The sequence below is a fragment of the Pirellulales bacterium genome (genome assembly GCA_035533075.1).
In the GTDB taxonomy this organism is placed as follows: Bacteria; Planctomycetota; Planctomycetia; order Pirellulales; family JAICIG01; genus DASSFG01.
On record DATLUO010000255.1, the window covers coordinates 1 to 21374 of the forward strand.

At 62.3% G+C, this 21374-nt stretch carries 20 protein-coding genes and 2 tRNA genes; 10 read left to right on the top strand and 12 right to left on the bottom strand.

The window, feature by feature from the left end; translation table 11 throughout:
• From VNH11_31660 to VNH11_31675, 4 genes are all read right to left on the bottom strand, one after another.
• Positions 1-369: hypothetical protein (locus VNH11_31660; protein ID HVA50942.1), on the bottom strand; the 369-nt coding region annotated here is incomplete at its 3' end.
• A 31-nt stretch (positions 370-400) separates the two neighbouring features.
• Positions 401-685 (bottom strand): hypothetical protein, encoded by a 285-nt coding sequence (locus tag VNH11_31665; GenBank protein HVA50943.1) that lies wholly within the window; start codon positions 683-685, stop codon positions 401-403.
• An 823-nt stretch (positions 686-1508) separates the two neighbouring features.
• A tRNA-Ser gene (locus VNH11_31670) sits at positions 1509-1595 on the bottom strand.
• A gap of 172 nt (positions 1596-1767) precedes the next feature.
• On the bottom strand, positions 1768-2805 hold the full coding sequence (locus tag VNH11_31675) for a lipid-binding SYLF domain-containing protein (protein HVA50944.1): 1038 nt from the start codon (positions 2803-2805) through the stop codon (positions 1768-1770).
• A gap of 157 nt (positions 2806-2962) precedes the next feature.
• Between VNH11_31675 and VNH11_31680 the strand changes: the two genes are divergently transcribed.
• The 5 genes from VNH11_31680 (at position 2963) to VNH11_31700 (ending at position 7116) form a co-directional block, all read left to right on the top strand.
• Positions 2963-3036, top strand: a tRNA-Arg gene (locus VNH11_31680).
• Positions 3037-3218: 182 nt separating this feature from the next.
• Positions 3219-3602: a hypothetical protein gene (locus VNH11_31685; protein HVA50945.1), complete on the top strand. Its 384-nt coding sequence runs from the start codon at positions 3219-3221 to the stop codon at positions 3600-3602.
• Positions 3603-3796: 194 nt separating this feature from the next.
• Positions 3797-5221: a serine/threonine-protein kinase gene (locus VNH11_31690; GenBank protein HVA50946.1), complete on the top strand. Its 1425-nt coding sequence runs from the start codon at positions 3797-3799 to the stop codon at positions 5219-5221.
• 101 nt (positions 5222-5322) lie between these two features.
• Entirely contained in the window at positions 5323-6057 is a 735-nt protein-coding gene (locus VNH11_31695) for a prolyl oligopeptidase family serine peptidase (protein ID HVA50947.1), read from the top strand.
• Positions 6058-6102: 45 nt separating this feature from the next.
• The gene (locus VNH11_31700) at positions 6103-7116 is read left to right on the top strand and encodes an ABC transporter substrate-binding protein (protein HVA50948.1); all 1014 of its coding nucleotides are present in this window, start codon (positions 6103-6105) and stop codon (positions 7114-7116) included.
• 92 nt (positions 7117-7208) lie between these two features.
• Here VNH11_31700 and VNH11_31705 read toward each other — a convergent pair whose 3' ends face one another.
• Positions 7209-8570, bottom strand: coding sequence for a DUF1501 domain-containing protein (locus tag VNH11_31705; protein ID HVA50949.1), 1362 nt, complete (start codon positions 8568-8570; stop codon positions 7209-7211).
• 1286 nt (positions 8571-9856) lie between these two features.
• On the opposite strand from VNH11_31705, the gene VNH11_31710 reads away from it, so the two are divergent.
• The 3 genes from VNH11_31710 (at position 9857) to VNH11_31720 (ending at position 12635) form a co-directional block, all read left to right on the top strand.
• Complete coding sequence (locus tag VNH11_31710; GenBank protein HVA50950.1) at positions 9857-10090, top strand: hypothetical protein; 234 nt, start codon at positions 9857-9859, stop codon at positions 10088-10090.
• Positions 10091-10569: 479 nt separating this feature from the next.
• Positions 10570-11016, top strand: a complete 447-nt coding sequence (locus tag VNH11_31715; GenBank protein HVA50951.1) for a helix-turn-helix transcriptional regulator — start codon at positions 10570-10572, stop codon at positions 11014-11016.
• A 461-nt stretch (positions 11017-11477) separates the two neighbouring features.
• Entirely contained in the window at positions 11478-12635 is a 1158-nt protein-coding gene (locus VNH11_31720) for an IS630 family transposase (GenBank protein ID HVA50952.1), read from the top strand.
• 312 nt (positions 12636-12947) lie between these two features.
• Here VNH11_31720 and VNH11_31725 read toward each other — a convergent pair whose 3' ends face one another.
• The 4 genes from VNH11_31725 to VNH11_31740 all read right to left on the bottom strand — a co-directional run bounded on the left by VNH11_31725 (position 12948) and on the right by VNH11_31740 (position 14977).
• Positions 12948-13139 carry a hypothetical protein gene (locus VNH11_31725; protein ID HVA50953.1) on the bottom strand — a complete coding sequence of 64 codons (192 nt, stop codon included), beginning with the start codon at positions 13137-13139 and terminating at the stop codon, positions 12948-12950.
• Positions 13140-13305: 166 nt separating this feature from the next.
• Complete coding sequence (locus VNH11_31730) at positions 13306-13716, bottom strand: hypothetical protein (protein ID HVA50954.1); 411 nt, start codon at positions 13714-13716, stop codon at positions 13306-13308.
• A gap of 521 nt (positions 13717-14237) precedes the next feature.
• Positions 14238-14738 carry a type II toxin-antitoxin system VapC family toxin gene (locus tag VNH11_31735; protein ID HVA50955.1) on the bottom strand — a complete coding sequence of 167 codons (501 nt, stop codon included), beginning with the start codon at positions 14736-14738 and terminating at the stop codon, positions 14238-14240.
• Positions 14735-14977, bottom strand: a complete 243-nt coding sequence (locus tag VNH11_31740) for an antitoxin family protein (protein HVA50956.1) — start codon at positions 14975-14977, stop codon at positions 14735-14737. Before VNH11_31740 ends, VNH11_31735 begins: the two co-directional genes overlap by 4 nt.
• 452 nt (positions 14978-15429) lie before the next feature.
• Between VNH11_31740 and VNH11_31745 the strand changes: the two genes are divergently transcribed.
• Together VNH11_31745 and VNH11_31750 are read left to right on the top strand one after the other, a co-directional pair.
• Positions 15430-17052 (top strand): hypothetical protein, encoded by a 1623-nt coding sequence (locus tag VNH11_31745; GenBank protein ID HVA50957.1) that lies wholly within the window; start codon positions 15430-15432, stop codon positions 17050-17052.
• Positions 17053-17140: 88 nt separating this feature from the next.
• Positions 17141-17311 (top strand): hypothetical protein, encoded by a 171-nt coding sequence (locus VNH11_31750; GenBank protein ID HVA50958.1) that lies wholly within the window; start codon positions 17141-17143, stop codon positions 17309-17311.
• Between the two features lie 170 nt (positions 17312-17481).
• Here the strand turns inward: VNH11_31750 and VNH11_31755 are convergent, their stop codons facing one another.
• The 3 genes from VNH11_31755 to VNH11_31765 all read right to left on the bottom strand — a co-directional run bounded on the left by VNH11_31755 (position 17482) and on the right by VNH11_31765 (position 21350).
• Positions 17482-18942 carry a hypothetical protein gene (locus tag VNH11_31755; protein HVA50959.1) on the bottom strand — a complete coding sequence of 487 codons (1461 nt, stop codon included), beginning with the start codon at positions 18940-18942 and terminating at the stop codon, positions 17482-17484.
• 229 nt (positions 18943-19171) lie between these two features.
• Complete coding sequence (locus VNH11_31760) at positions 19172-19588, bottom strand: hypothetical protein (GenBank protein ID HVA50960.1); 417 nt, start codon at positions 19586-19588, stop codon at positions 19172-19174.
• 337 nt (positions 19589-19925) lie between these two features.
• Positions 19926-21350: a type ISP restriction/modification enzyme gene (locus tag VNH11_31765; protein ID HVA50961.1), complete on the bottom strand. Its 1425-nt coding sequence runs from the start codon at positions 21348-21350 to the stop codon at positions 19926-19928.
• Between the last annotated feature and the right edge of the window lie 24 nt (positions 21351-21374).

Consider the following 21374-nt stretch of genomic DNA (forward strand, 5'->3'; position numbering starts at 1 on the left):
CGGCGGGATGCGGCAACTATACTCCGTCAGGAACGACCGCTTGGGAATCACGTTCAGTCCGGCGAACAACGCCAGTCCTTCGTCGAGCACGGCGCTCATGACGTGCGTGTGCCGCTGGCTGCCGAACAGTTTCAAGGCCAGCAGACTGCGCAGCGCGTGGGCGGCGGGGACGCACTTCGTGCCGGGCAAGCCGCAGGGTTCGAGCGTTTGGTCGAAGGCCATTTCCGCCAGGGCGGGCAGGAACAGAAACAGTCCGCCGAACTTGGTGCGCAGGGTGCGTGGTTGGAGGTTCAACGTCCGCACATCGGCGCGGTCCGCCGCCGTGGGCTTGACGCCCGGTGGACGCTCGTCGTCGCCGCGTCGCGGCAACCGTAAACCTTCGCCGAACTCGTTCCCATTTTCACACTAACCCGAAGCGCAAGCGAGGTTTTGCCTCTTTTTCACGTTCCTCGCAGGCGCTTCGGGTTGGTGTACGGCACCAGCGTACCGGGTTAGGCGAAGCTTTACGCGGCAACTTGGCAAATCCCTCCTGCCGCAAGGCCTGTCCCACGGCGACGGGGGTGCGTGGCAGGCATTCTTTCTTCAGGGCCTGGCTGATATCGTAGATGGACTGGTTTTGCTTGCGGAGTTCGACGATCCGTTGTCGGATGCAGTCCGCGGCTTTCGTTTTAAGTAAAGAAATCACCTATGGCAGTCTGTCAAAAAAGCCCAGGAATTAGCGGTGTCCCGCCCGCGAACCTTTAGCCGATAAGGGACAATGGGAATCCAGGCTAGGGGCGGCCACGTTCCACGCTGCGGCGAATCGCGGCCAACTCCGCCTCGCTCGGTGGGGCATTTGACACATTCCGCCCAGCCGGATTTACGCGGGAGCGGCCAAGAGGCAAGGACGGACTTGTCGTCGGCCGCGCCGTGCAGCCAGCGATATAGGCTGCACCAGGGCCACTCCTCGGCGCGAGGCACGAGGTCCGCGCGCAAGGCGTTCCGCATGCACTTCCAACAGGACAAAGACCAGCGGCTCTCGCCGCGGACCGCGCGCACCTAAATGCAGCTCGCCCGCAACTGGTCGGAAGCGGCATGGGGCTCCGAAAACGAGGGTCCAAGATGAGTGTCTTTCGCGGCACCGTGGATGGCCACCACATGACCAGCCTGAAAACCATGGGCATCGACGACGGGGACAAAGCCTGGCCGTCGGCAGAGTTCCGGGCCCGCTACGAGAAGGGAGAGTTCAAGTCGGATTGCCCAGGCGGTTGCTGCGACTGGGGTTCACAATTCGCCAGAAGCGGGAGAGGCCATGGACTCCTTCGCCGCTGCCGGCAGGGACGTACCGAGATTTTGGAACCTTTTGAAGTCCGCCCCGATCAGCGCGTAAGCGCCGGTTTCGTCCGCTTTTCGAGCACAGAACCGTGCAATTCGGTGCAGTCCAGTGCAGCGAAAACCGATGCGTGCCGATCGGTAAGCACCGACGAAAAAACCCCGGAAAACAAGGCGTTTTCTAGGGTTGTCGAGAGCGGATGGGGAGGGATTCGAACCCCCGTTAGACTCTCGCCTAAAGCAGTTTTCAAGACTGCCGCCTTCGACCACTCGGCCACCCATCCGTTGCAACTTTGCTTTGGGCAACTCTAACAACCAACCATAACGACTGTCAAACTCGAAGGTGGGTTCGCTCGATCGCCCCAGCTAAGATCTTGCTGCCGGCAAAGTACGTCGACAAAGACCACATGCTGGCACCAGCAGCCCGGCCGCATCGCCGCCAGCCACCGAACCTCATTACTTCTTCACCTTCTGCTCGACCGGCGGAGGCGGCAAGTCCAGCGGCGTCTGTTTGGCCCACAGGTCGATGTAATTGCGCAAATCGTCATGCACGAACTGAAACTCAGTCCGCTCGCTCAGCCCACGGAACTTCGCGTCCGCCGCCACGCGATCGAATTGTTGCAAAGCGGCTTTGAGCGAATCGAGACGCGGGGGACTGGTTCCCGAAAAAACCTCACTCGGCAACGCCAGGTACTGCCGCCAACGGTCATCGAGTAGCGCATAAAGCCGGGCGGCATGTTGCGATAGTTCGACACGCAGCCCATCTGCCTGCGTCGGCACCTGGACGCCGGCGGCGCCGACACCGGGGAGCGGAAGTTGGATTGGAACGTCCTTTCCACCCGTCAGCGAAGTCACCTCCGCGAGCAGACGCACGGCCGACTCGGGCACGGCTGCGGGCAGCAGGTTCGGCGGCGACCCGTAAAACAACTGGTGCGATTGCCCGTCAATTTCGATGGCCGAGCCGTCGATGGCGACACCGGCGAACACGCCTCGGCCGCGCGAGTAGGAGAGCACTTCCGCCTGCAAGCGCGGATCGGTGGCGGCTTCTGCACTTCGGCCCACCGGACCGGCGGCCAGCGACGCACCGACGCCTAGCGTGCATGTGCCGTTCAACAGTCCCTCGATGCTCTGGCTGGTCCGAAAGACCAGAATCACGTCGGTGGCCTGGACGCCGGCCTGCCAGCCGACGCTGCCTCCCGTGAGAATCACGAATTGCGGAAGGCCCCAGTCGCCCTCACGATCGCGGACCATCACCACGCCGCGTCCGCGACGAATGCCGCCCACGAAACCGACCTTGATCACGCCGGGAACGATCGCGATTCCCTGAGCTTCGGAGAGCAGGTTTTCGGGGATCTGCCGAATGGGGATGGTCATGATGTCGTGCAGCACCTGCGTGGCCAGCTCGACGGTCCGTTCAGGACCGCGATTCGCAAAGGCATCTGGCACGAAGACGCCGACGGTCAACAAAACGGCGAAGAGATGCACTCGCAGCATGGAAGGAACTCCCTTTTTCTGAAATCGGGTCGAGAAAAACCGCCCGCACGCTGCCGTTCTACCGGTGCGGGCCGCTCGGCGGCAAGATCGTTTTTTCGGTCGCTACCGCAGTCATGCCTGCGGAGTACAATATGCCGAAGCATGCGGCCGCTCGCATGCGCCCGTAGCTCAATCGGATAGAGCAGCGGATTTCTAATCCGCAGGTTACAGGTTCGAGTCCTGTCGGGCGTGCTCAAAGAGGCAAACCGGGCAACTTGCAAGTTTCCGTCATGGTTGCTTCGTCCGGCATATTCGCCAGCAGCGGTCACGGCGGCCACAAAGTTTGCGAATTCTTCCTGGACAACCTCCGCGGTTTTGCCGATAACGGGGAATAGGGAACGAGATCGCCGATTCTCCCGCCCGAAGGTGATTCGATGAAACGTTTAGCACTGGCTCTGGCAGTGGTCGTGGCCGCTTGCACCTCGCACGCGGACGCGGGTTTTCCGGGCAACGGCTACTGGAGTGTCGGGCCCAACCGGCCGCGCCGCCAGACGACGCAATTCGCCAGCAATGGGCCGCGACGCTCGGCGCCGCTCGATATCTATCCGCCGAGCAGCCCGCACTTCGACCATGCTCTTTTCGGACGCGGCTTGACGGGCAGCAGCGGCAGCGCCTACGACAACAACGAATACCGAGGCCGCGCCGCCACGCTTTCCTATGGCTACTGGGACGGCGGGTTCAATCCGGGCCTGTATGGCTTCTCGATGTATCCGCACTTCGACCGCCCCGGCTTCACCTACTGGCAAGGCGGCCAATAGGCATCTTCCGCGCGTAACATGGCCCGACGGGGGGCAAGCCCTCGCTCCGTCACCTCCCTCCCTCCCCCCCTCGCCTACAGGCCGCTGGCATTCGCGCTAGCGCTAGGGTACAAATGAGCTTTCGCGATTTGTGGCAACTGCTTTTGAAGGGGGGGTAGCCGGCAAAGAACCGAGGCCGCTCTGAGGAACAGGGCATGAACACGCGGGAATTCATCGCGAGCATGGCGGAGCAGAACCTGCTCCCCATGGAAGAGCTGGCGAAGATGCAGCGGCATCTGACGCCGGAGCAGCTCGAAAGCACGCCCAACACCTTGGCCCGCGAGCTGATCCGCCGCGGCAAGATCACTCGTTTTCAGGCCGTGCAGATCATCCAGGGCCACAGTCGCTCGCTCACGTTTGGCGAGTACCTCGTGCTGGATAAAATCGGCGAAGGCGCCATGGGGCAAGTCTACAAGGCCGAACACCGCCGCATGAAGCGGATTGTGGCGCTCAAGGTTTTGCCCAGCCAGGCCACCAGCTCCGAGGTGCATGTCAACCGGTTTTATAAGGAAGTGGAGTTGGCCGCTCGGCTTGCGCACCCCAACATCGTCACGGCCTATGACGCGGGCGAATCGCGCGGCCTGCATTATCTGGTCATGGAGTACGTCGAAGGCGGCACTCTCTCGGACCACATCAAGGCCCACGGCCCGCTGACCGTCGACCAGGCCATGAACTGCGTCCTGCAGGCCGCCCGTGGACTCGACTATGCCCACGGCGAAGGAATCATCCACCGCGACATCAAGCCCGCCAACCTGATGGTCAACCCACGCGGGGTGGTCAAGATTCTCGACCTGGGGCTGGCCCGCGTCGAGCATTCGCTGTCGGTGCCGCTGGCGGCCGGATGCACCGAGCTGACCACCTCCGGCCAGGTGCTGGGCACGGTGGATTACATGGCGCCGGAGCAAAGCTACGACAGCCGCACGGCCGATCACCGCTCCGACATCTACAGCCTCGGTTGCACGCTCTATCGCCTGCTGATCGGGCACTCGCCTTACGCCGGCGAAACCATGATGCAGAAGATGATCGCCCATCGCGAGCAGCCGGTTCCCGCTTTACGCGCCCAGCGCGGCGACGTTCCGCCCGCGCTCGACCTGTTCTATCAGCGGATGATCGCCAAGCTGCCCGACCATCGGCCGCAATCGATGCGCGAGGTCGTCCACGCGCTCGAATCGTTGATGGCCGGCACATCGGAAGCGGAATCGACGGTCACGCACATCGAAATTCCGGCCCCGGACGACGACGGCCTGGACAGCTTTTTGCAGCGGATCGCGGGCAGTTCGGGCATTGGGAAGGCGGCGAGCAACACGGAAACGGTGATGTCGGGCGGCTCGAACACCTTCCGTTCCCCGCCCAGTTCCATCACGGTGGCCCGCCTGCGCCGCAAGAGAACGCAGGCCGCGGCCGGCTGGCTGATTGCGGCGGCCGCCGGCGCCGCAATCATGCTGGGTCTCGGCTCCTGGTTGTCGGGCCGCGCTCAGCGCGATGCGGAGAAGACGCCCGTCGAGACCAAATCGGCCCAAAAGAAGACGCCGAAGTCACCCGCGCGGGCGGTCAAGCGCCGGCGTCCCATCGGCGGTTGACCAGAGAAACACATTTCCGAGAACTTGATGCCCGCGTCTCGATCGAGCACAATCAAGTCGCGATCAAGCTAATCGCCTTATCTCACGTTCAGGAACATCCCATGACCCGCACACCGCTTTCCATCGGCCGACCGAACTTGATTGGCCTTGCTCTGCCCCTGCTAGCGTTGGCTTTTGCACAGACTGCCGGGGCCGGGCAGCAAGACAAGCACTTCGAAAAAGAAATCACGATCACGGTCAAGCTCAACTATCTGTTGTTCTTGCCCGCAGGCTACGACAAAAGCGACAAGCAGTGGCCGCTGATTCTGTTTCTGCACGGAGCGGGCGAGTCGGGCAAAGACCTGGAAAAGGTCAAGATTCACGGACCGCCCAAGATCGTCGAGAACCAACCCGACTTTCCCTTCATTGTGGTTTCGCCGCAGAGCCGGCGCCGGGGCTGGAACCCCGACGCGCTCAAGGCCCTGCTCGACGAGGTGCTGGCCGACTATCGCGTCGACCGCGACCGCGTTTACTTGACGGGGCTGAGCATGGGCGGTTTCGGCACCTGGATGCTGGCCGCCGAGCATCCCGACTATTTCGCGGCCATCGTGCCGATCTGCGGCGGCGGCGACCCGGAAGACGCACCGAAGCTCAAACAACTGCCGATCTGGGTCTTTCACGGCGCCAAGGACGAATCCGTAAAGCTAGAACGCTCTCAGGAAATGGTCGACGCACTGAAAAAAGCCGGCGCGGACGTGAAGTTCACCGTCTATCCCGAAGCCGCCCACGACTCGTGGACCCAGACGTATGAGAATCCGGAGCTTTATGAGTGGCTGCTGAGCCACAAACGCGGATGAGGAATGAGGGATCAGGGGTGAGAGATGAGGGATGAGGTTGAACTTATGAAAGGCTGGTCTGCAAAATCCCTCATCCCGTATCTCTCATCTCTCATCCTGCTGACGCTGGCGCTTGGTTGTGGAAGCGTTGACGAAGAAGCACCGGCTACGACGCCCGCGACAAATCAGGTGCGCTTGTTCTTGAACTGGTATCCGGAGGCGGAACACGGCGGCTATTACGCGGCCTTGCGCGAAGGCTACTATCGCGATGCGGGACTCGATGTGGAAATCGTCAAGGGCGGGCCGTCCGCGCCGGTCCTGCCGCAAGTCGACCGCGGAGAGATGGAGTTCGGCATCACCAACGCCGACGGCCTGCTCTTGGCACGGGCGGAAGAGGTCGAGGCAGTGGCGCTGATGGCGCCGCTGCAAATCAGCCCGCGGTGCATCATGGTCCATCTCGCCTCAGACATCAACGACTTCGGCGATCTGAAGAACATGACGATCGCCATGAACCCGCAGCCGTTTTCGTCGTTCTTAGAGCGGCATGTGCCGTTGGAGGGGGTGACGATTGTGCCCTATCAAGGAAGCGTCGCGGCGTTTCTCAATGACAAGAACTTCGCCCAGCAAGCCTATCTGTTCAGCGAGCCGTTTGTGGCCGAACAGCAGGGAGGCGATCCCAAGTCGCTGCTGGTCGCCGACCTGGGCTTTAACCCCTACACCAGCGTGCTCGTTACGAGCGAAACGTACTTGCGACAGCACGAGGAGATCGTCGCCAAAATGGTCGCCGCCAGCATCCGCGGCTGGCAACACTATATTGACCACCCTGAAAAGACCAACGACTACATCCACGAAATCAACGCCGAGATGGATCTCGCCGCACTGGCCTACGGCGTCAAGGCATTGCGGCCCCTGGTGCTCGACGACGCCGCCAACGAGCACGGCATCGGCAGCATGTCGCTCGATCGCTGGCAGAAGCTGGCTCAGCAGTTGGAAGAACTCGAACTCCTCAAACCCGGCGCGGTCGATGCCGAGAAGGCATTCACCACGAAGTTTCTGAGGCGTGTTGAGGAAGCACCGTAGCGTGGGACCAGCGAGCTTGCGAGCGCCGGCCCACCGTTGGTGACGTCGATTACGGTGGGCCGGCGCTCGCAAGCTCGCTGGTCCCACCCTACCTACACGACTTCGGCCATCGGCTGCGTGCCGTTATCCACCAGATACTGTGGCCGCCCGTGGGTGTCGAGCGCGGTGACGGTGTTCACGTCGATGCCGATGTTGCGGTAGAGCGTGGCGAACACTTCCTGGAACGTGACCGGGCGCGCGGCGGCGTACTCGCCCAGTCGGTTGGTGCGGCCGATCACCTGGCCGGTCCGCATGCCGCCGCCGGCCATGATGGCGCACGACACCTGCGGCCAGTGGTCGCGGCTGGCCATCTTGTTGATCCGCGGCGTGCGGCCGAACTCGCCCCAGCAGACCACCGACACGTCGCGGTCCAGCCCGCGCTCGTGGAGATCGCCGACTAGCGCCGAAAGCGCCTGGTCCAAGAGCGGCATATCGACGCGGCCTTGCACGTAATTCATCCCATCGGGGCCGTGCCAGTCCCAGCGGCTGAAGTTCATCGACACGACCCGCGCCCCGGCCTCGACCAGCCGCCGGGCAATACAAAAATTCTCCACCATTCGCGGTGCGCCGTCGCGCTGGTAGGTCGGATCGTTCTGGCCATAGCGTTCGACGATGCGCGGATCCTCCTTCGACAGGTCGAGCGCGTCGGCCAGGCCCGACGAAGTGAGAATGCCCATCGCCTGCCGTGCGTAGGTGTCCATGCCCTCCATCACTCCGGTCGTGTCGGCCTGGCGGCGGAAGTGGTCGAAAGCGCCGAGCAGCGACGTGCGGTCGCGGAGCCGGTCGAGCGTGATGCCGCCCAGCACCATATCGCCGGCCATCTTTTGCCCGCCGTCGCCCACCAAGCGGAAGGGAGCATGCGCCGCCCCCAGGAAGCCGCCATTGCCAGGGTTTCCCCAGCCGCTGGCCCCGGTCTTCCACATCAGCGACAGGTGCGGCGGAACGCCGGGCTGGGTCGGCCCCTGCACTTTCGAGACCCAGGCGCCCATGGCGGGCCAGCCGCCGCCGGGCGGATTGTTCGGCACGCGGCCGGTCATGCACTGATAGCCGTCGTGACCGCCGAAGGCGCCGACGATCGTGCGGATGGGAATGAACTTGTCCATCATGCCGGCGATGCGTGGAAACATCTCGCTGATTTCGATGCCCGGCACGTTGGTCGGGATGGCGGAGAACTCGCCGCGAATCTCGGCCGGGGCTTCGGTTTTGATGTCCCACATATCGAGATGTGGCGGGCCGCCTGGCAGAAAGATATTGATGATCGCCTTGTGCGAGCGGCCGGCGCCCGCCTTGGCCTCGGCGGCCAACAACTGCGCGAGCGACAACCCGCCGAGTGCCATGCCGCCGATCTTGAGAAAACTGCGGCGGCTCAATCCATCGCAAAAACCTGCGGTCTCTTGGCCGAGAATGGTCAGCATGGTGTTTTTCCCATCGGTTTGGCGGGCATGATGGCAGGCAGGAACGAACGCCGGACGCATCAACGTCCGTCGATTCATCTGGCCGCATCATAAACGAGGGCCGGCAAGAGGGCAAGTTGGAGGGTGCAGCCTACTGCCGCCTAAGTCGGAGGACCGGCCCGAATACCTGCCGCATCCTTGAGACCAACCTCTTCCCCACTTACCCACGTCGATCAACTTCCGGAATCTCGGCAAACAGCCGCGCCCAATATCGCTCGGCTTGGTCGTACTCCGTTGCCTCGGTCAGAAAGGTTGGAAAGAGGTGCGTCATGGCGTTTTTTCTCGTAGTGCGGCTCTGGCACAAACGCCAGGGTCGACGCGACACGTGTGTCGCGTCCGCGCCTGCCGCTGCAAGGCACGGGCCGCCGCGTTCCCGCCGCGCGCGGCGGCGAGTTTTACGGTCGTCCGCCGCGCGCGGCGGAGCGCAACGAGATCCCCCTTTTGTTTCGGCAGCGATGCTAGCCGAAACCGTTTATACACAAGCACTTGCGCCGCCTGGCACCCGCCCGTTTCAACGCGATCTGACGGCGCCGAGCCATCGACGCGCGGCGACAAGGCGTCGACTTCGGAGTTCGAAGGCTGCCAACCAATTTCGAAGGCTGCCAAGTCCCCACGGCAGCGCTCGTGCCGCACCTGACGTAGCGTCGGCGTCTCGCCGGCGGAGACCACCAGCGCGCCGGTGATCTTCGGTCCCCGGCAACTCATTTTGTTCGCAGTTGGCCATCTTGGCACATCTTGTGGTTGTCGTTGTGAGAACCACAACATGTTGTGGTCGATTCGAAGGCTGCCAACCAATTTCGAAGGCTGCCAAGTTCCCACAGCCGCGCTCGTGCCGCACTGCGCCTGACGTAGCGTCGGCGTCTCTCCAGCGGAGATCACCAGCGCGCTGGTGATCTTCGGTTCGCGGCAACTCATTTTGTTCGCAGTTGGCCATCTTGGCACATCTTGTGGTTGTCGTTGTGAGAACCACAACATGTTGTGGTCGATTCAAAGGCTGCCAACCAATTTCGAAGGCAGCCAAGCAGCCCAAACTATCCAAAAAAATCCGGCGGCCTGCCTGCCATTTTGGCGGTTACTAGCCATACGGTATTGTTTCAGCTACTTTTGTGCCGTAGGTGAACATTTTATCAGACTCGGTCCCCGCAGTCTCTCGCCTCCAGCAGCCTTGCGGATGCGTCACCCTCCACGACTGATGATCGGGCGCGACCGCCACCATTCAAACGGTAGCGCTGGCGGGCGAGCGGTTCGTGATCCTGCCCGGGGCCGATTTCCTGCGATTGGCGGGCGAGCCGCGCGGGCCGGAGCTGCCGCCGGCCCTGATGGCCCGCAAGCTGATCCGCTCGCGGCAGGCGCTGGGCTGGTCGCAAGTCGAGTTGGCCCGCCGGGCGGGGGTGCGTCCCGAAACGAATCAACCGCATCGAGCAAGCGCGCCGATCGCCCAGCCTGGCCACGTTCGACAAGCTCTACCGGGCATTGGATGAGGGCCAAGCGGAAGCGGCCCGCGGCAAGGCGGCCGCTGGCAAACGCAACGCCCGCAAGTAAACTCCACGCGCAAATCGGCTGTCTGGCGTAGTTGCTCGATGCGGCTGGCGTAGCCCGTTGGCCGATGTTGCCTTGGGGTGGTGATCGCCGCTTGGTCGCGCACGAACGTGGCATCCGCCGAGGGGTGCTTTTGTGCTGACGAGCCAGTCTGCCGCGCCGGACAGGGCTGCCAACACGCGCCGTCGCGAAACGGTCGTGGCAATTCATGGAGGAACTCCGCCTGACGCGGCAAACGCACGAGTACGCCGGCCTTGACCGCCGGCAAGCCGAATTGTATTATAATACAAACACGCCAAGAAAGGTTTATGGGCCAGGTCGTTTTTATCTGGGATCTGGAAGACGACCCGGAGGGGAACTATTGGCACATCACGGCTTATGAAGTCCCGCCGCCCGGTCCGAGAAAGAAGAGCAAGAAACGATGAAGGAAAATACGAACCATAAGAACAACGACGCCAAGGCTCGGGCGCCGGTCGAGTGGACTGCCGAAGACCGTGCGCGGCACCGGGCCATCCGAGCGATGTTCCGCAACTGGCATCCGTCGCCCGAAGAGTTGATCGCCAGCGGCGAGGGGGCGAATTTCGATCTGCAGGGCGAATATCGCGAGTTGCGCCCGTTCGTCGATGAGATCAAGCGGGCCCGGGAAGCGGCGGGACTCACGCTGGCTGAGGTGTCGCGGCGCTGTGGTATCGACCAGCCGGCCCTCTCACGCCTGGAAAACGGCCACAACAAGAACCCGACGCTCGGCACACTCTGGCGTTACGCGGCCGCCGTCGGGCGGCGGCTCATCCTCTCCACCGAAGCGGTCGCTGACACGCGCCCGCGGCGCAGCAAAGCCAAGCGAGTCGCCGCGGCGCGAAAAACGTGAGCCGCTCACGCCACTGGCGAATTTGCCAAACCGATCAAACGACCTCGCGTTTTCAGTGACGCAAAAGGCTGGGTGGTTTGTTTCCCCCCCGCGGAAAAGAGTCGCAACTGCTGAACCCTGAACCCTTGCCAGGTGGTGATCGCCGCTTTGTCACGCACGAACATGGCATCCGCCGAGGGGTGCCTTTGTGCTGGCGAGCCACCCTGCCGCGCCGGACAGGGCTGCGAACAAGCGCCATCGTGAGGCGGTTCCGGCAATCATGGAGAAACCCCGCCGGTGGGTTGGCGCCCCGTTGGCCGCAATCAGGAAAAAAAGCGAATGATTGGATCTGGTCTAGTGCCCCGTCCAGACTAAATTTTCGGGTTGCCAAGGCCGTCGATTTTGGGGAACCTCCGCGTCAACAAGGAGGTTCAGATGAACAAAAAGTATATCGTGCGGCTCACGGACGAAGAACGGGCGATTTGCGAAGCGACCATCAAGAAGGAACGGGCAAGTCGGAGAAACTGCGGCGGGCGACGATCTTGCTCAAGGCCGACGCCAACGGGCCAGCATGGGATGACGCGAAGATCAGCGAGGCGGTCGGTTGCCGGACGCGGACGGTCGAGAACGTGCGGCAAGCATTCGTCCTGGACGGCTTCCAGGGGGCGCTGGTTCGGAAGAGCCGCGCAACGCCGCCGACGCCGAAATTGCTCGACGGCGACGGCGAGGCGAAATTGATCGCCATGCGGTTGGGCAAGCCACCCGCCGGCTACGGCCATTGGACGCTACGGCTGCTGGCGGATCAAGTGGTGGAACTGGAGGTCGTTGAATCGATCAGCCCGGAGACGGTTCGTCAGACGCTAAAAAAAAACGGCATGACCAAGCGGAAAATCCAGTATTGGGTGATTCCTCCCGACGCCAATGGCGAGTTCGTCGCCAGCATGGAGGAGGTGCTGGAGACTTACGAAAAAGCCTACAACCCCGACCGCCCGGTCGTGTGCATGGACGAGCAGCCGGTGCAACTCATCGGCGAGACTCGCGTGCCGATTCCGGCGACCAAGAACCATCCCGAGCGGGTCGATTATGAATACGAACGGAAGGGGACGGCCAGCATCTTCATGTTTGCCGAACCGCTCTCCGGCTTCCGCCAAACGACGGCCCGGCCGCGCCGCACCAAGGACGATTGGGCTCAAGAAGTCGCCCATTTGCTCGATACTCGCTACGCCGGTGTCGATCGGATCACGTTGGTCTGCGACAACTTGAACACGCACACCAAGGGGGCGTTCTACGAAGCGTTCCCGCCCGAGAAGGCCCGCGACTACGTGCGGCGGATCGACTTCGTTTACATCCCCAAGCACGGCAGTTGGCTCAACGTAGCGGAATGCGAGTTGAGTTGCATGACCAGCCAATGCCTGTCGGACCGACGGATCGGCGACCTCGCGACGCTGCAATCCGAAATTGCCGCATGGTCAACCCGCGTCAACGAGAAACAACGGGCCGTCGATTGGCAATTCACGATCGACAAAGCAAGGGTTAAATTGAAGCGGCTCTACCCGAAAATTCAGTCTGGACGGGGCACTAGTCAACGCTGCGACAGCCGAGTGATGAGGCCTCATCCAGCTTGCCTGGATGGTGAATAAGATTGTTCTCGGCGACGGTAGCAGGGCAATCTCCTTCACCATCCGGGCAAGCCGGATGGGGTCGAAGAAGGCGTTGGTGCGAGGGCGCCGTCTAGCTCACCATCTGCTTCACCATCGAGGCGAGCTCGATGGGGTCGAACGCAGCGTCGGCAAGACCAACTCAACTTTAAGACACTTCCAGCCCCCGCGTCGCCCACCTAGGCGGATATCGCCACGGCGTGCTCGTGCTTGCCCGCGGCCGAGACACGGCCTATCCCGCGGTCGTCGACGCGGAGGCCTTTCGACCAACGGTGCTGGCAAGCGTGCGCGAGTTTATCGAAGCTTGGGCGTCACCAAGAAACCCGTCAATCTCGTCTCGCGACCTCTGCTCGGCGTCTCAATAATTAAATCAACGAGACCATCTTTGGAATAAAACTTTGGGGCAGCGCTCACGTAACAGTCTTGGCTTCCGGCAAGCCCACCAAAATCAATCTTGGCTGGGAACTGGTCAGGCTGAACTTTCATGTCATGATTCTCCGTTTGACTTGAAGGATGTGGAACGCACAGTTAAACGATGCGTGCCCGCCCCGAAATCTTTTGGCGCTAACCGCCCGCGAGATCGACCGTACGGTCCGCACGCCGCGACGCAACGACTGCGCAGGCGGCGATCGAATTCTCGCGTGTCGCTTGTTCACATGGCTCGCCGGCCACCTCGCGGCAGATACGGCCGCGCCAGTCGATACGAGAACGCACCGACGTCCCGCTCCAGGTCGAGCACTTCGCAACGGTCGCCTTCAAGTGCCAAGAGGTCAGGCGCCAACCACTCCGGGAAACCGATCAATGCGATGCTGCCCCCAGCATCGACAATCTGAGCGAGAGTCGCGGCGTGGAAGTGGTCGTGCGATAGAAGCGTTATGTGCTGTGGCCGGCCGGCGGCCTGCTCTATTAGAGCCGCGTCAAGGCGGTCCTTGATGTAGTTGTCAACGGGGTCTTCATTCGCGATGGAACGTCCTGTTGGTGGAACGGCCTTGAAGTCATAGCCCATGTATGTCATCGCCCTGAAGAATGGGTATGCCTTTTCGGTGAAGTGGTCTCCGTTCATGGCGAAAACCGGCTTTCCAGTCGACGGAAGGAACCGCTTGACGCGATTGTGCCCGGCGAGCGGTGATTGACTGGCTAAAGGGCGGCCGGGCCCGAGCCCCACGCCCCGGCCGAGCTTGCCTCGGTCGAGCACATGACTTGGCAGGCTGACGACTCGTGCTTGCCACCGGGATGAACCCGGCGGAGAAGATCGGGTCGCGGTGCGCGGCGTGTTAGCCGGTCAATCGTGCCGGCCACGGGGACGAGCCCCGCGGAGCGGCGGCCTTGTGGTGCAGGCGTCCCGCCTGCGCGGTCTTGCGAGCCGCGCACAACATCACGCGCGGTCCGCCCCGTCCGGGCCTTGTGTCCGGCGAGCGCTGATTGACTGGCTAAAGCGCGAGCATCTCTCAACTCTCGCCCCGACCGAGCTTGCCTCGGTCGAGCGCGTGACCTAGCAGCCACGCAGTCGTGCTTTCCATCGGGATGAACCCGGCGGAGAAGATGTATTGGCGGCGGAGCGAACGCGGCTGCGCGACAAACGCGTTAGGCTGGGCTGTAACGTGTGATCCAAGGGACGCGATCAAAGTCGGCGTCGTGACTGGCGATCGACGCTAACCCGAACTGTTGCATGATGGCCACGATTAGCGCGTCGCCGCTCAGCAGGCCGTATTGCTGACTGACGGCTGTGGCGGCAGTGTTAATCGACGCTGGGGGCACAACGATTCGGACGCCGAACTGGTTTACGTCGTCGATCGCCTTTCGAAAGAGGGAGAGCCGCATGATTTCGGCCGGGTGTTTGCGAAGACGCTGCGCGATTCCCGCGACCGGCCATCCGAGTTTCGCCACCGCTTCGGTTGTCATGACACGATGCGCCACATCGTTTAAGACGTGCGTCGAAGTGGCGGCGAACAGCTCGCCGCGTTTGATTCTCGCGAGCAAGTTCGCACACGCGATGCCCAGGGTTGGATGCGGCATGAAGTGATAGACAAACGTATTGGCGTCGATAAAGAGCGACGCGCTGGCGGGGATGTCGCTGAAAGTCACGGCGATTCCTCAACGCCAAACTCAGCGTCGAGGGCCAGGCGCTCGGCTGTCTCGGCGTCGCCCGTCCATCCCAACATCCCATAGCTCGCGCGAACTGGATCGTCGGTGCTCTCGACAAAGGGCTGCCGCGGAGCGGGATGAATAGAAACCTGCACTCGCTCGTGTTCGGCAAGCGGCAACGGTTGCTCCGGCCTAAGAACGCCGTTTTCGTAGACTGCTTGGATCAACAGGGATTGCATACGAAACTCCATAATAGTTGCCCACCAATTATAGTCGGCGGCGGAGCGGCTGGGGAATACCGCCGTGCTGCGCGTGACAAAGATCGGTCCGACCGGTTTTCCAGGTGGATCAAGAGCGACGTGAGCAGCACGGTCTTGCCGGAGTTCGGCAGCCCGACGATTGCCACGCGGCGCAGGTGGTTAATCAGTGCGGGAAGGGTTGCGGCCATTTCGGAATGGTTTTCTTACGTCGCGCGTGGCTTCGTCATCTCGACGACAACGACGGGCTTTGGCCAGCGTGGCAAACCATAATCTAGGTGGTTCGCTGCCGGCCTGCAAATCCTTTCTTGTGGAACAAAGGCGCGCAACCAAATGCCGCCGGTTTCGCTCCGCCATCTTGTCAGCATGACGGCAAAGGGCGATAATCACCGAAGTGGCGTTTGACAAAGGAGGCCATTCGGGATGGTGCGGTGATGACGCAGGCATTTGACCCTTATCACAAGTGGCTTGGCATTCCGCCGGCCGAGCAGCCCGCCAATCATTACCGCCTGCTCGGTCTGACGATGTTTGAAGGCGACGTCGACGCCATCGGGAGCGCCGCCGACCAGCGGATGGCCCATGTCCGCACGTTTCAACTGAGCCAGCACGCGGAGGTCTCGCAGCGCCTTTTGAACGAGCTGGCCGCCGCGCGCGTGTGCCTGCTGAAACCGGGCGAAAAGATCGGCTACGACCGAAAGTTGCGACATCATCTCGCGATGACGGCACGCGAGGATGATGATGCGCGCGCGTGGGAGCGACGTTCAGTCGAAGCCGGCACGATGAATGCCGCGCCGTCCGGGCCGCGGGAAATTCAAGCGGGGTCGCCTCAAGCCGTTAGCGTTACGGTGCCACCTCGCCTCGCGACCGCTGTACCGTTGGTGCCCCTTCCAGTTGCGTCGGTCGCGCCCGTCACTGCCGTGCAGGTTCCGGTTCAAGGGGAACCGGTGGCCACGGCTCGCTGGCTGGCAAATGAACGGAGCAAGATCGCTTTTTATCGGCTTCTTGGTCGCTCGTTTTGGACTCTGGTCGGCGCAATTCCCCTATGCCTGACAGCGTATGTGGCCGTCAGGCAGTACCGTGCCAACCAGTTCGGCGCGATGGCCGCGCGCGACGATCGCCATCAATTCGCGGAACCAGCGCCTAATGCTCTACCTCCCGACGTTCGCACGCGCGTCGCCATGACGGGCGGTGCCTCGCCCTCCGCCTCGCCGCCAACGAAGCCCAGTTCGCAGAGTACGGCGCCGGAAGGGCGAGTCGATTTTAATGCTGTCGCCGCGCGCCAGCGGTCAATGGCGGGGGCGCCGCGTGTAACATCGAGCGCCGCACCGCGTTTCCCGCTGAACACCGACCGCTTTTATCCACTAGACCGCGTATGGTTCCTGGGCTTGGTCGATTCGCGCTGGACCGACATCCGAGATCGCTTTGAAGCACGTCAATACGACGACAGCATGGCGATCAAATGCCAAGGCGAAAACGGAGACCGCATCGGTCTAAGACGGATGATTTTTCATGAGGAAGATCCCGCGGAAACAAAAATGGTGGCGCGGTTTCGCGTCGAGCGCGGCTCAATTTCATTTGGTTTTCAGTCCCGCGATCTTTCCAATGTCGGCGAGACCGTGACTCAGGAATTGACCGCCGGCCACGCTTGCATCGCTGAAAGCTGGCTCGACGCGGCCGCGCGCCAAGGCGTGGCACGTATCGTTGGCGCGCCTCAAAGCGGCGTGGTCGCCAGTGCTGTTCCGTTAGATTCATACTTTGCGATCACGCTCAGTGGCGACTCGCTGCTTAGCCTCTACGAATTGAGGTTTGTTCCGCAAACGAAACGTTCGTTTCCGACAACCGCGGCGCAAAACCTGCCTCCGCAAGGCATCCCAGCGCCGCCTGAGCTGCCCGAGGCAACCGTTGACGTACGCGATTCAGAGGCGCCGGACGACGAACCGCAAGCCGATGCACACCCGGTTGCCGAGGAAGATTGCGACGCTGAAATATATACAAGCGTCAATCGAAACGTGGGGCGCCGACATCGCGCGGCTCGAGGCAGAACGCGGCAAGGTTGAGTCGGAGATCCAAAGCATTGAGCGCAAACTTCCAAGCCTGAACAAGGCGATTAGCAACACACGTAGTTCCAAGTCTGCCGAGCGAGCGATGATCGCGATCCAGCAAGCGAAGAATGAAATTAAAAAGGCGCGAACACGACTAAGACGGCTTGACGACCAGATCGACGCGAATGAGCGACACATTGAGTTGGCGCGTGCGCGACTCGGAAAACTGCGGCCGGCGGCGCGCGAAGCCGCGCCGGCGTCGAAAGCTGATTAACGATGGCGAGCTTTATGCCGCAGCGGACGGAACAAGGCAGCCATAGTTTAAAACGCGCGTGGTGCGGTCGACGATGCTTGGCGACTAAGACCGCCCTCGTCCTGCCCTCGAACCTCGACCTGAACTATCGGTGTCCTCGCTTGCTTCTGAAAGGAACGGCGTTTTTGAAGCTACGCGTCCGCTTCCAATACTTCATCGGCTAGCTCCTCAATTTCAGCCTGGACTTGCTCGGGAGCTGGAAGCGCCACCTTCTCTCGCTTCTTCGTAATTGTTAGGCAGACCTCATCGAGTTCGCCGTGCGCAAAAGTACGGCGTGCGGCGTCAGGATCGGCGCCTTTGCCGGCTTGATACATCGAACGCAGCCACGCGGGGTCAACCTTCGTCTTCACGTTTTCGATTAGTTCCTTTATCTCGGCCTCGCATAGCAGATAGTCGATTGCGAGTTCCTCGACTACTTCGTGGACGAACCGCAACATCCGCTTCGCATCGTCCTCGGCTAGTCGGTCCAACACGACTTTTGCCCCTGCCGAGCCGAGCCAGCCGCAGGCGACCGCGCCCACAATGCCACCGACGACGCCACCGGCAGCGGTTCCTATCGCGGGCACGACGCTGCCAAGCGCGGCACCCGCCGCGGCGCCGCCCATCCATCCTCCCACGCCGGTGGCGACGCCGCTCGCGGCGGCCACGAGGTTCTTGGAGAACTGCCGCCAAGAGATGTTGCGGGCGATCGCCGCACGGTAAAAGTCCGGCGTCGAGGTCAGCGCGACGACGATTGTCGACGTAATGACGTTGCTCCGCAATAGCTTCGCGACGTGGTTAACGGCCGCGGCACCGTACACCGCACGGCCAAGGGATGCCTGGGCGACGGACTGAATCGCTTTCCGCCCGACGGTCGTCGAAGCGACGACCCGCATCCCATGTCTGGCGTGTACGGCACCGAGGGCTGCTATGCGCGTCCGCAGGACCTGCGCGGCCACGATCCCTGTAATCGTGCTGGAAGCTCCAGAGATGATCCCACTTGCCACCGCCGACCTCACCGCCTCCGGCGTTCTCTCACCGCTCCATTTGCAGCGCGCGAACTGTATGCCGAAGCTGATCGCGAAGACATACGAGCTTGTCACAGCTTGCGTTTTGGCGTCGAAAAGCAGCGAGTCGACCGTTCCCGACCGAGCAATGTTGCGCGCCTGCTTGTAGGTCACCTCGCCCTTCCCGACCAGGCGCTCGGCTTCCCGCGGATCCATAATACCGGGAACACGGCCGTTGAGGATTTTCTGTTTCATCAGGCGCACGCATTCGTCGTACTGGTCGCTAGGCACCTCCAGTGATTGCCCGCGATAGCGGTACAACCCTGTCTGCGTGTCGAAAGCGTCTCCGATTGTTAGTCGCGGCGTCTGACAGTATTTCGTCTGAATTTGCACGCCGTCGACAATACGGTCAGGCCCGTTGGCGGCGTGATTGGCGCCGACCATGTTGACTTTTCGGCCAACCGCGCGGTCGGCAAGCGCGTTTGCTTCTTCGGCCGCGAACCCGTGACCGCCCTTGGTGTGAAACCGGCTGATTTGGGTGTTTTCGAGAGCGTTCGCCACTGCCGCGGCAATAAATGCGTCCGGGTCATTCCGGTCTTGGGTCATGTGTATGGTTCTCAGAAAGTCGCGTAAGGAAAATGCAGGGGGGAATGCGTGACCGCAACTTCAAGTCTTGGCGAATCGTCAGGTTCGTCGGCCATAGGTTCTCGGCGCTGTGGGACCGGCAAATTAAACTGACACAACCATTGTTCATTTTGTGGTTCGCTCCTCGCCCGCAAATCTTTGCTGGTTTCTCGGTTCAGCGCCGCGTTCCGCGCCGGCAGTTGTTCCCGCATCAGCGAGCTGCGGCGCCTCCGCTGGGATTCACCGGAGATCTCGGTGGCGGCGGCGATGGTATCGCGAACCCGCCCCCGCCCGGGCCTCCTCGGCTGTTGACGGCAATAATATAGACCAGGGCCGGAATGAGCTTCTTCCACTCGGCCTGCGTCAGCTTCCATGCGCCCCAGAGCCCGGCGGCCAACCATCCCGCGGGACCGATGATGAACGCGATCGTGCTGGTCATGCCGGTGTAGACCGCAAACGGCAGGGTTATGCCAACAGCATGCGTGAGAAAGCCGAGAGCGGTTGTCGATGCGACGTATACACTGAAGCCCGACGCCTGAGCGGCGCCGAGCAAGGCGAGCGTCCTCGTTGGCCCGCGAAGGCCGGGCCCTTTGATCTCGGCATCGCCGACGATTGCCGACGCGTCCACTTGCTGCTCGAAGAACTTCTGCCGCTCCCTCGGCTTCATTCGTTGAAGGGCCGGCTCAAAGCAAGACGCCCAGCCATTTGGGCCGGCGGGCGATCAGCGGTCGTTTGATCGGCTCTACAAGGAAGCGGGCGCACACGCGCAAAGAGCGTGCGCAAGATAGCCGGTCGCGCAATCGGTACGCGACCGGCTAAGAAAAAGCGAGCGCCGCGCGCGGCATCGCCCCAACGGCACGCTGCTTGGGGCGGTGCGGCGTTCAGGTGAAGGCGGGCCGGTTAGATCGGCGCGCATCGCGCTGCCCCAACAGCGGTCCCATTCAGGGCCACGAAGCTCGCGCCGTCTAACCGCCGCTGACGCTCGACCAGTCGAAGGCGGCGTCTTTGGTGCGACGGTAGTTGGCGTCGAGCTGTGGCTGCAAAAGGAGGATGGCGGCGATGCGGCGGGCCATGTTCATCACTTCGCGGGCCTCTTCGGGCTTCAAGTCGCGCCCCAAAATCTCCCGCTCGCGACAACTGAGCCATTTCTTCATCACCTGATAGCCGCCGATCGTGTACTCCCAGACGTTGATCGGGACGTTCCGCCAATAAGCGCGGTCGTTGAGAAACACGTCGCAAGTCGTCGCGCCTAGCAATCCTCGCAGATCGTCGAGCGACGTTTCACGTGCCGCAGCCTGGGCGGCCATCGCCTCCCGCTCGGCGTCGTCGTAGGCCGGTGTTTCCATGCGGCCCTTGGCGGGCATCGTCACGCCCTCTTGCCCGTGATGCGCCCAGCCGGCGGTCACCGCCAGGTCGCCCCGCGCCGGGTCGAGCGAGCCGCCGCCGGCTTTCGTCGTCAGCCCGATGGTTTTCAACACCGGCGCGAGCTTACCCGACGTGACGCCGGCCACGCCGGCCTCGGTATCCAACAGTGCGGCGAGCTGCTCGCCTAGCGCCGCCGACGCCTCCAGCGATGCGCGGTCGGCCGGCAACGGAATGCGTGGCCACCCCTGGCGCAGCGCCGCCGCGTTTTCGCCTCGAAAAAGCGGGGAGTGCATGATCGCGACCACATGGAAAAAAACCAATTCGCCATGATCGGCGTCGCACCGCTCTAGGTATTGCTGGGCGGCCTCGGATAGGTTCAGCATTCGTACTGCTTTCGTCGAAGCGTCGAACAGGTCCCCGTTGCCTGTTTGCAACCGGTGCAGGTACAGGGGAAAGAAATTACTGAAGCCGTTGCCGAAATTGTCGGCGAGAATAGACGTAACCGTGCCCCGCGCCCATGTCGTGACCGACTCGCGGCGGCGCGCTTCGACAAAGAAGTTGCGGTCGCCGACCTGGGGGAAGAAATCCGGGCTCTTTCGGCCAAGTAGCACAAGTTGGCTGAAGAGGTGTGCGCGAGCCGGCGCGAGAAGAGCGAAATGGCCGTGCCGACCTGAATTCCTTCGCGGCGAAACGGTGTGGAAAACACGCTTGGATCCGGTTGCCCGTCGGGCGTAAGCTTTCCGATCCGATACTTGTCGCCGTTGAGCGAGTCGATCCAGATTCCATCGAACACATCGAGCAGCCGCTCCCGCATGCCATTGTGGCTGCGGCCGTCGAGCCAGGAGAATGAGACGTTTTGCCGCGAGGAAAAGCGGTGGCTGGGGCAGAGCTTGGCCAGATAGCGGGTGGCGCGCATCGACAGCTTGGAGGCCAAGCGACGCCCCGGTGCTCCAACCGGGGCATCGCCTGGCCGCCGAGATGAACGAAGTGCCAGCCTCCACCCGGCCAGGCTCTGCCCCAGCCACCGCCAATGTCTCTTTCCCGGCCGC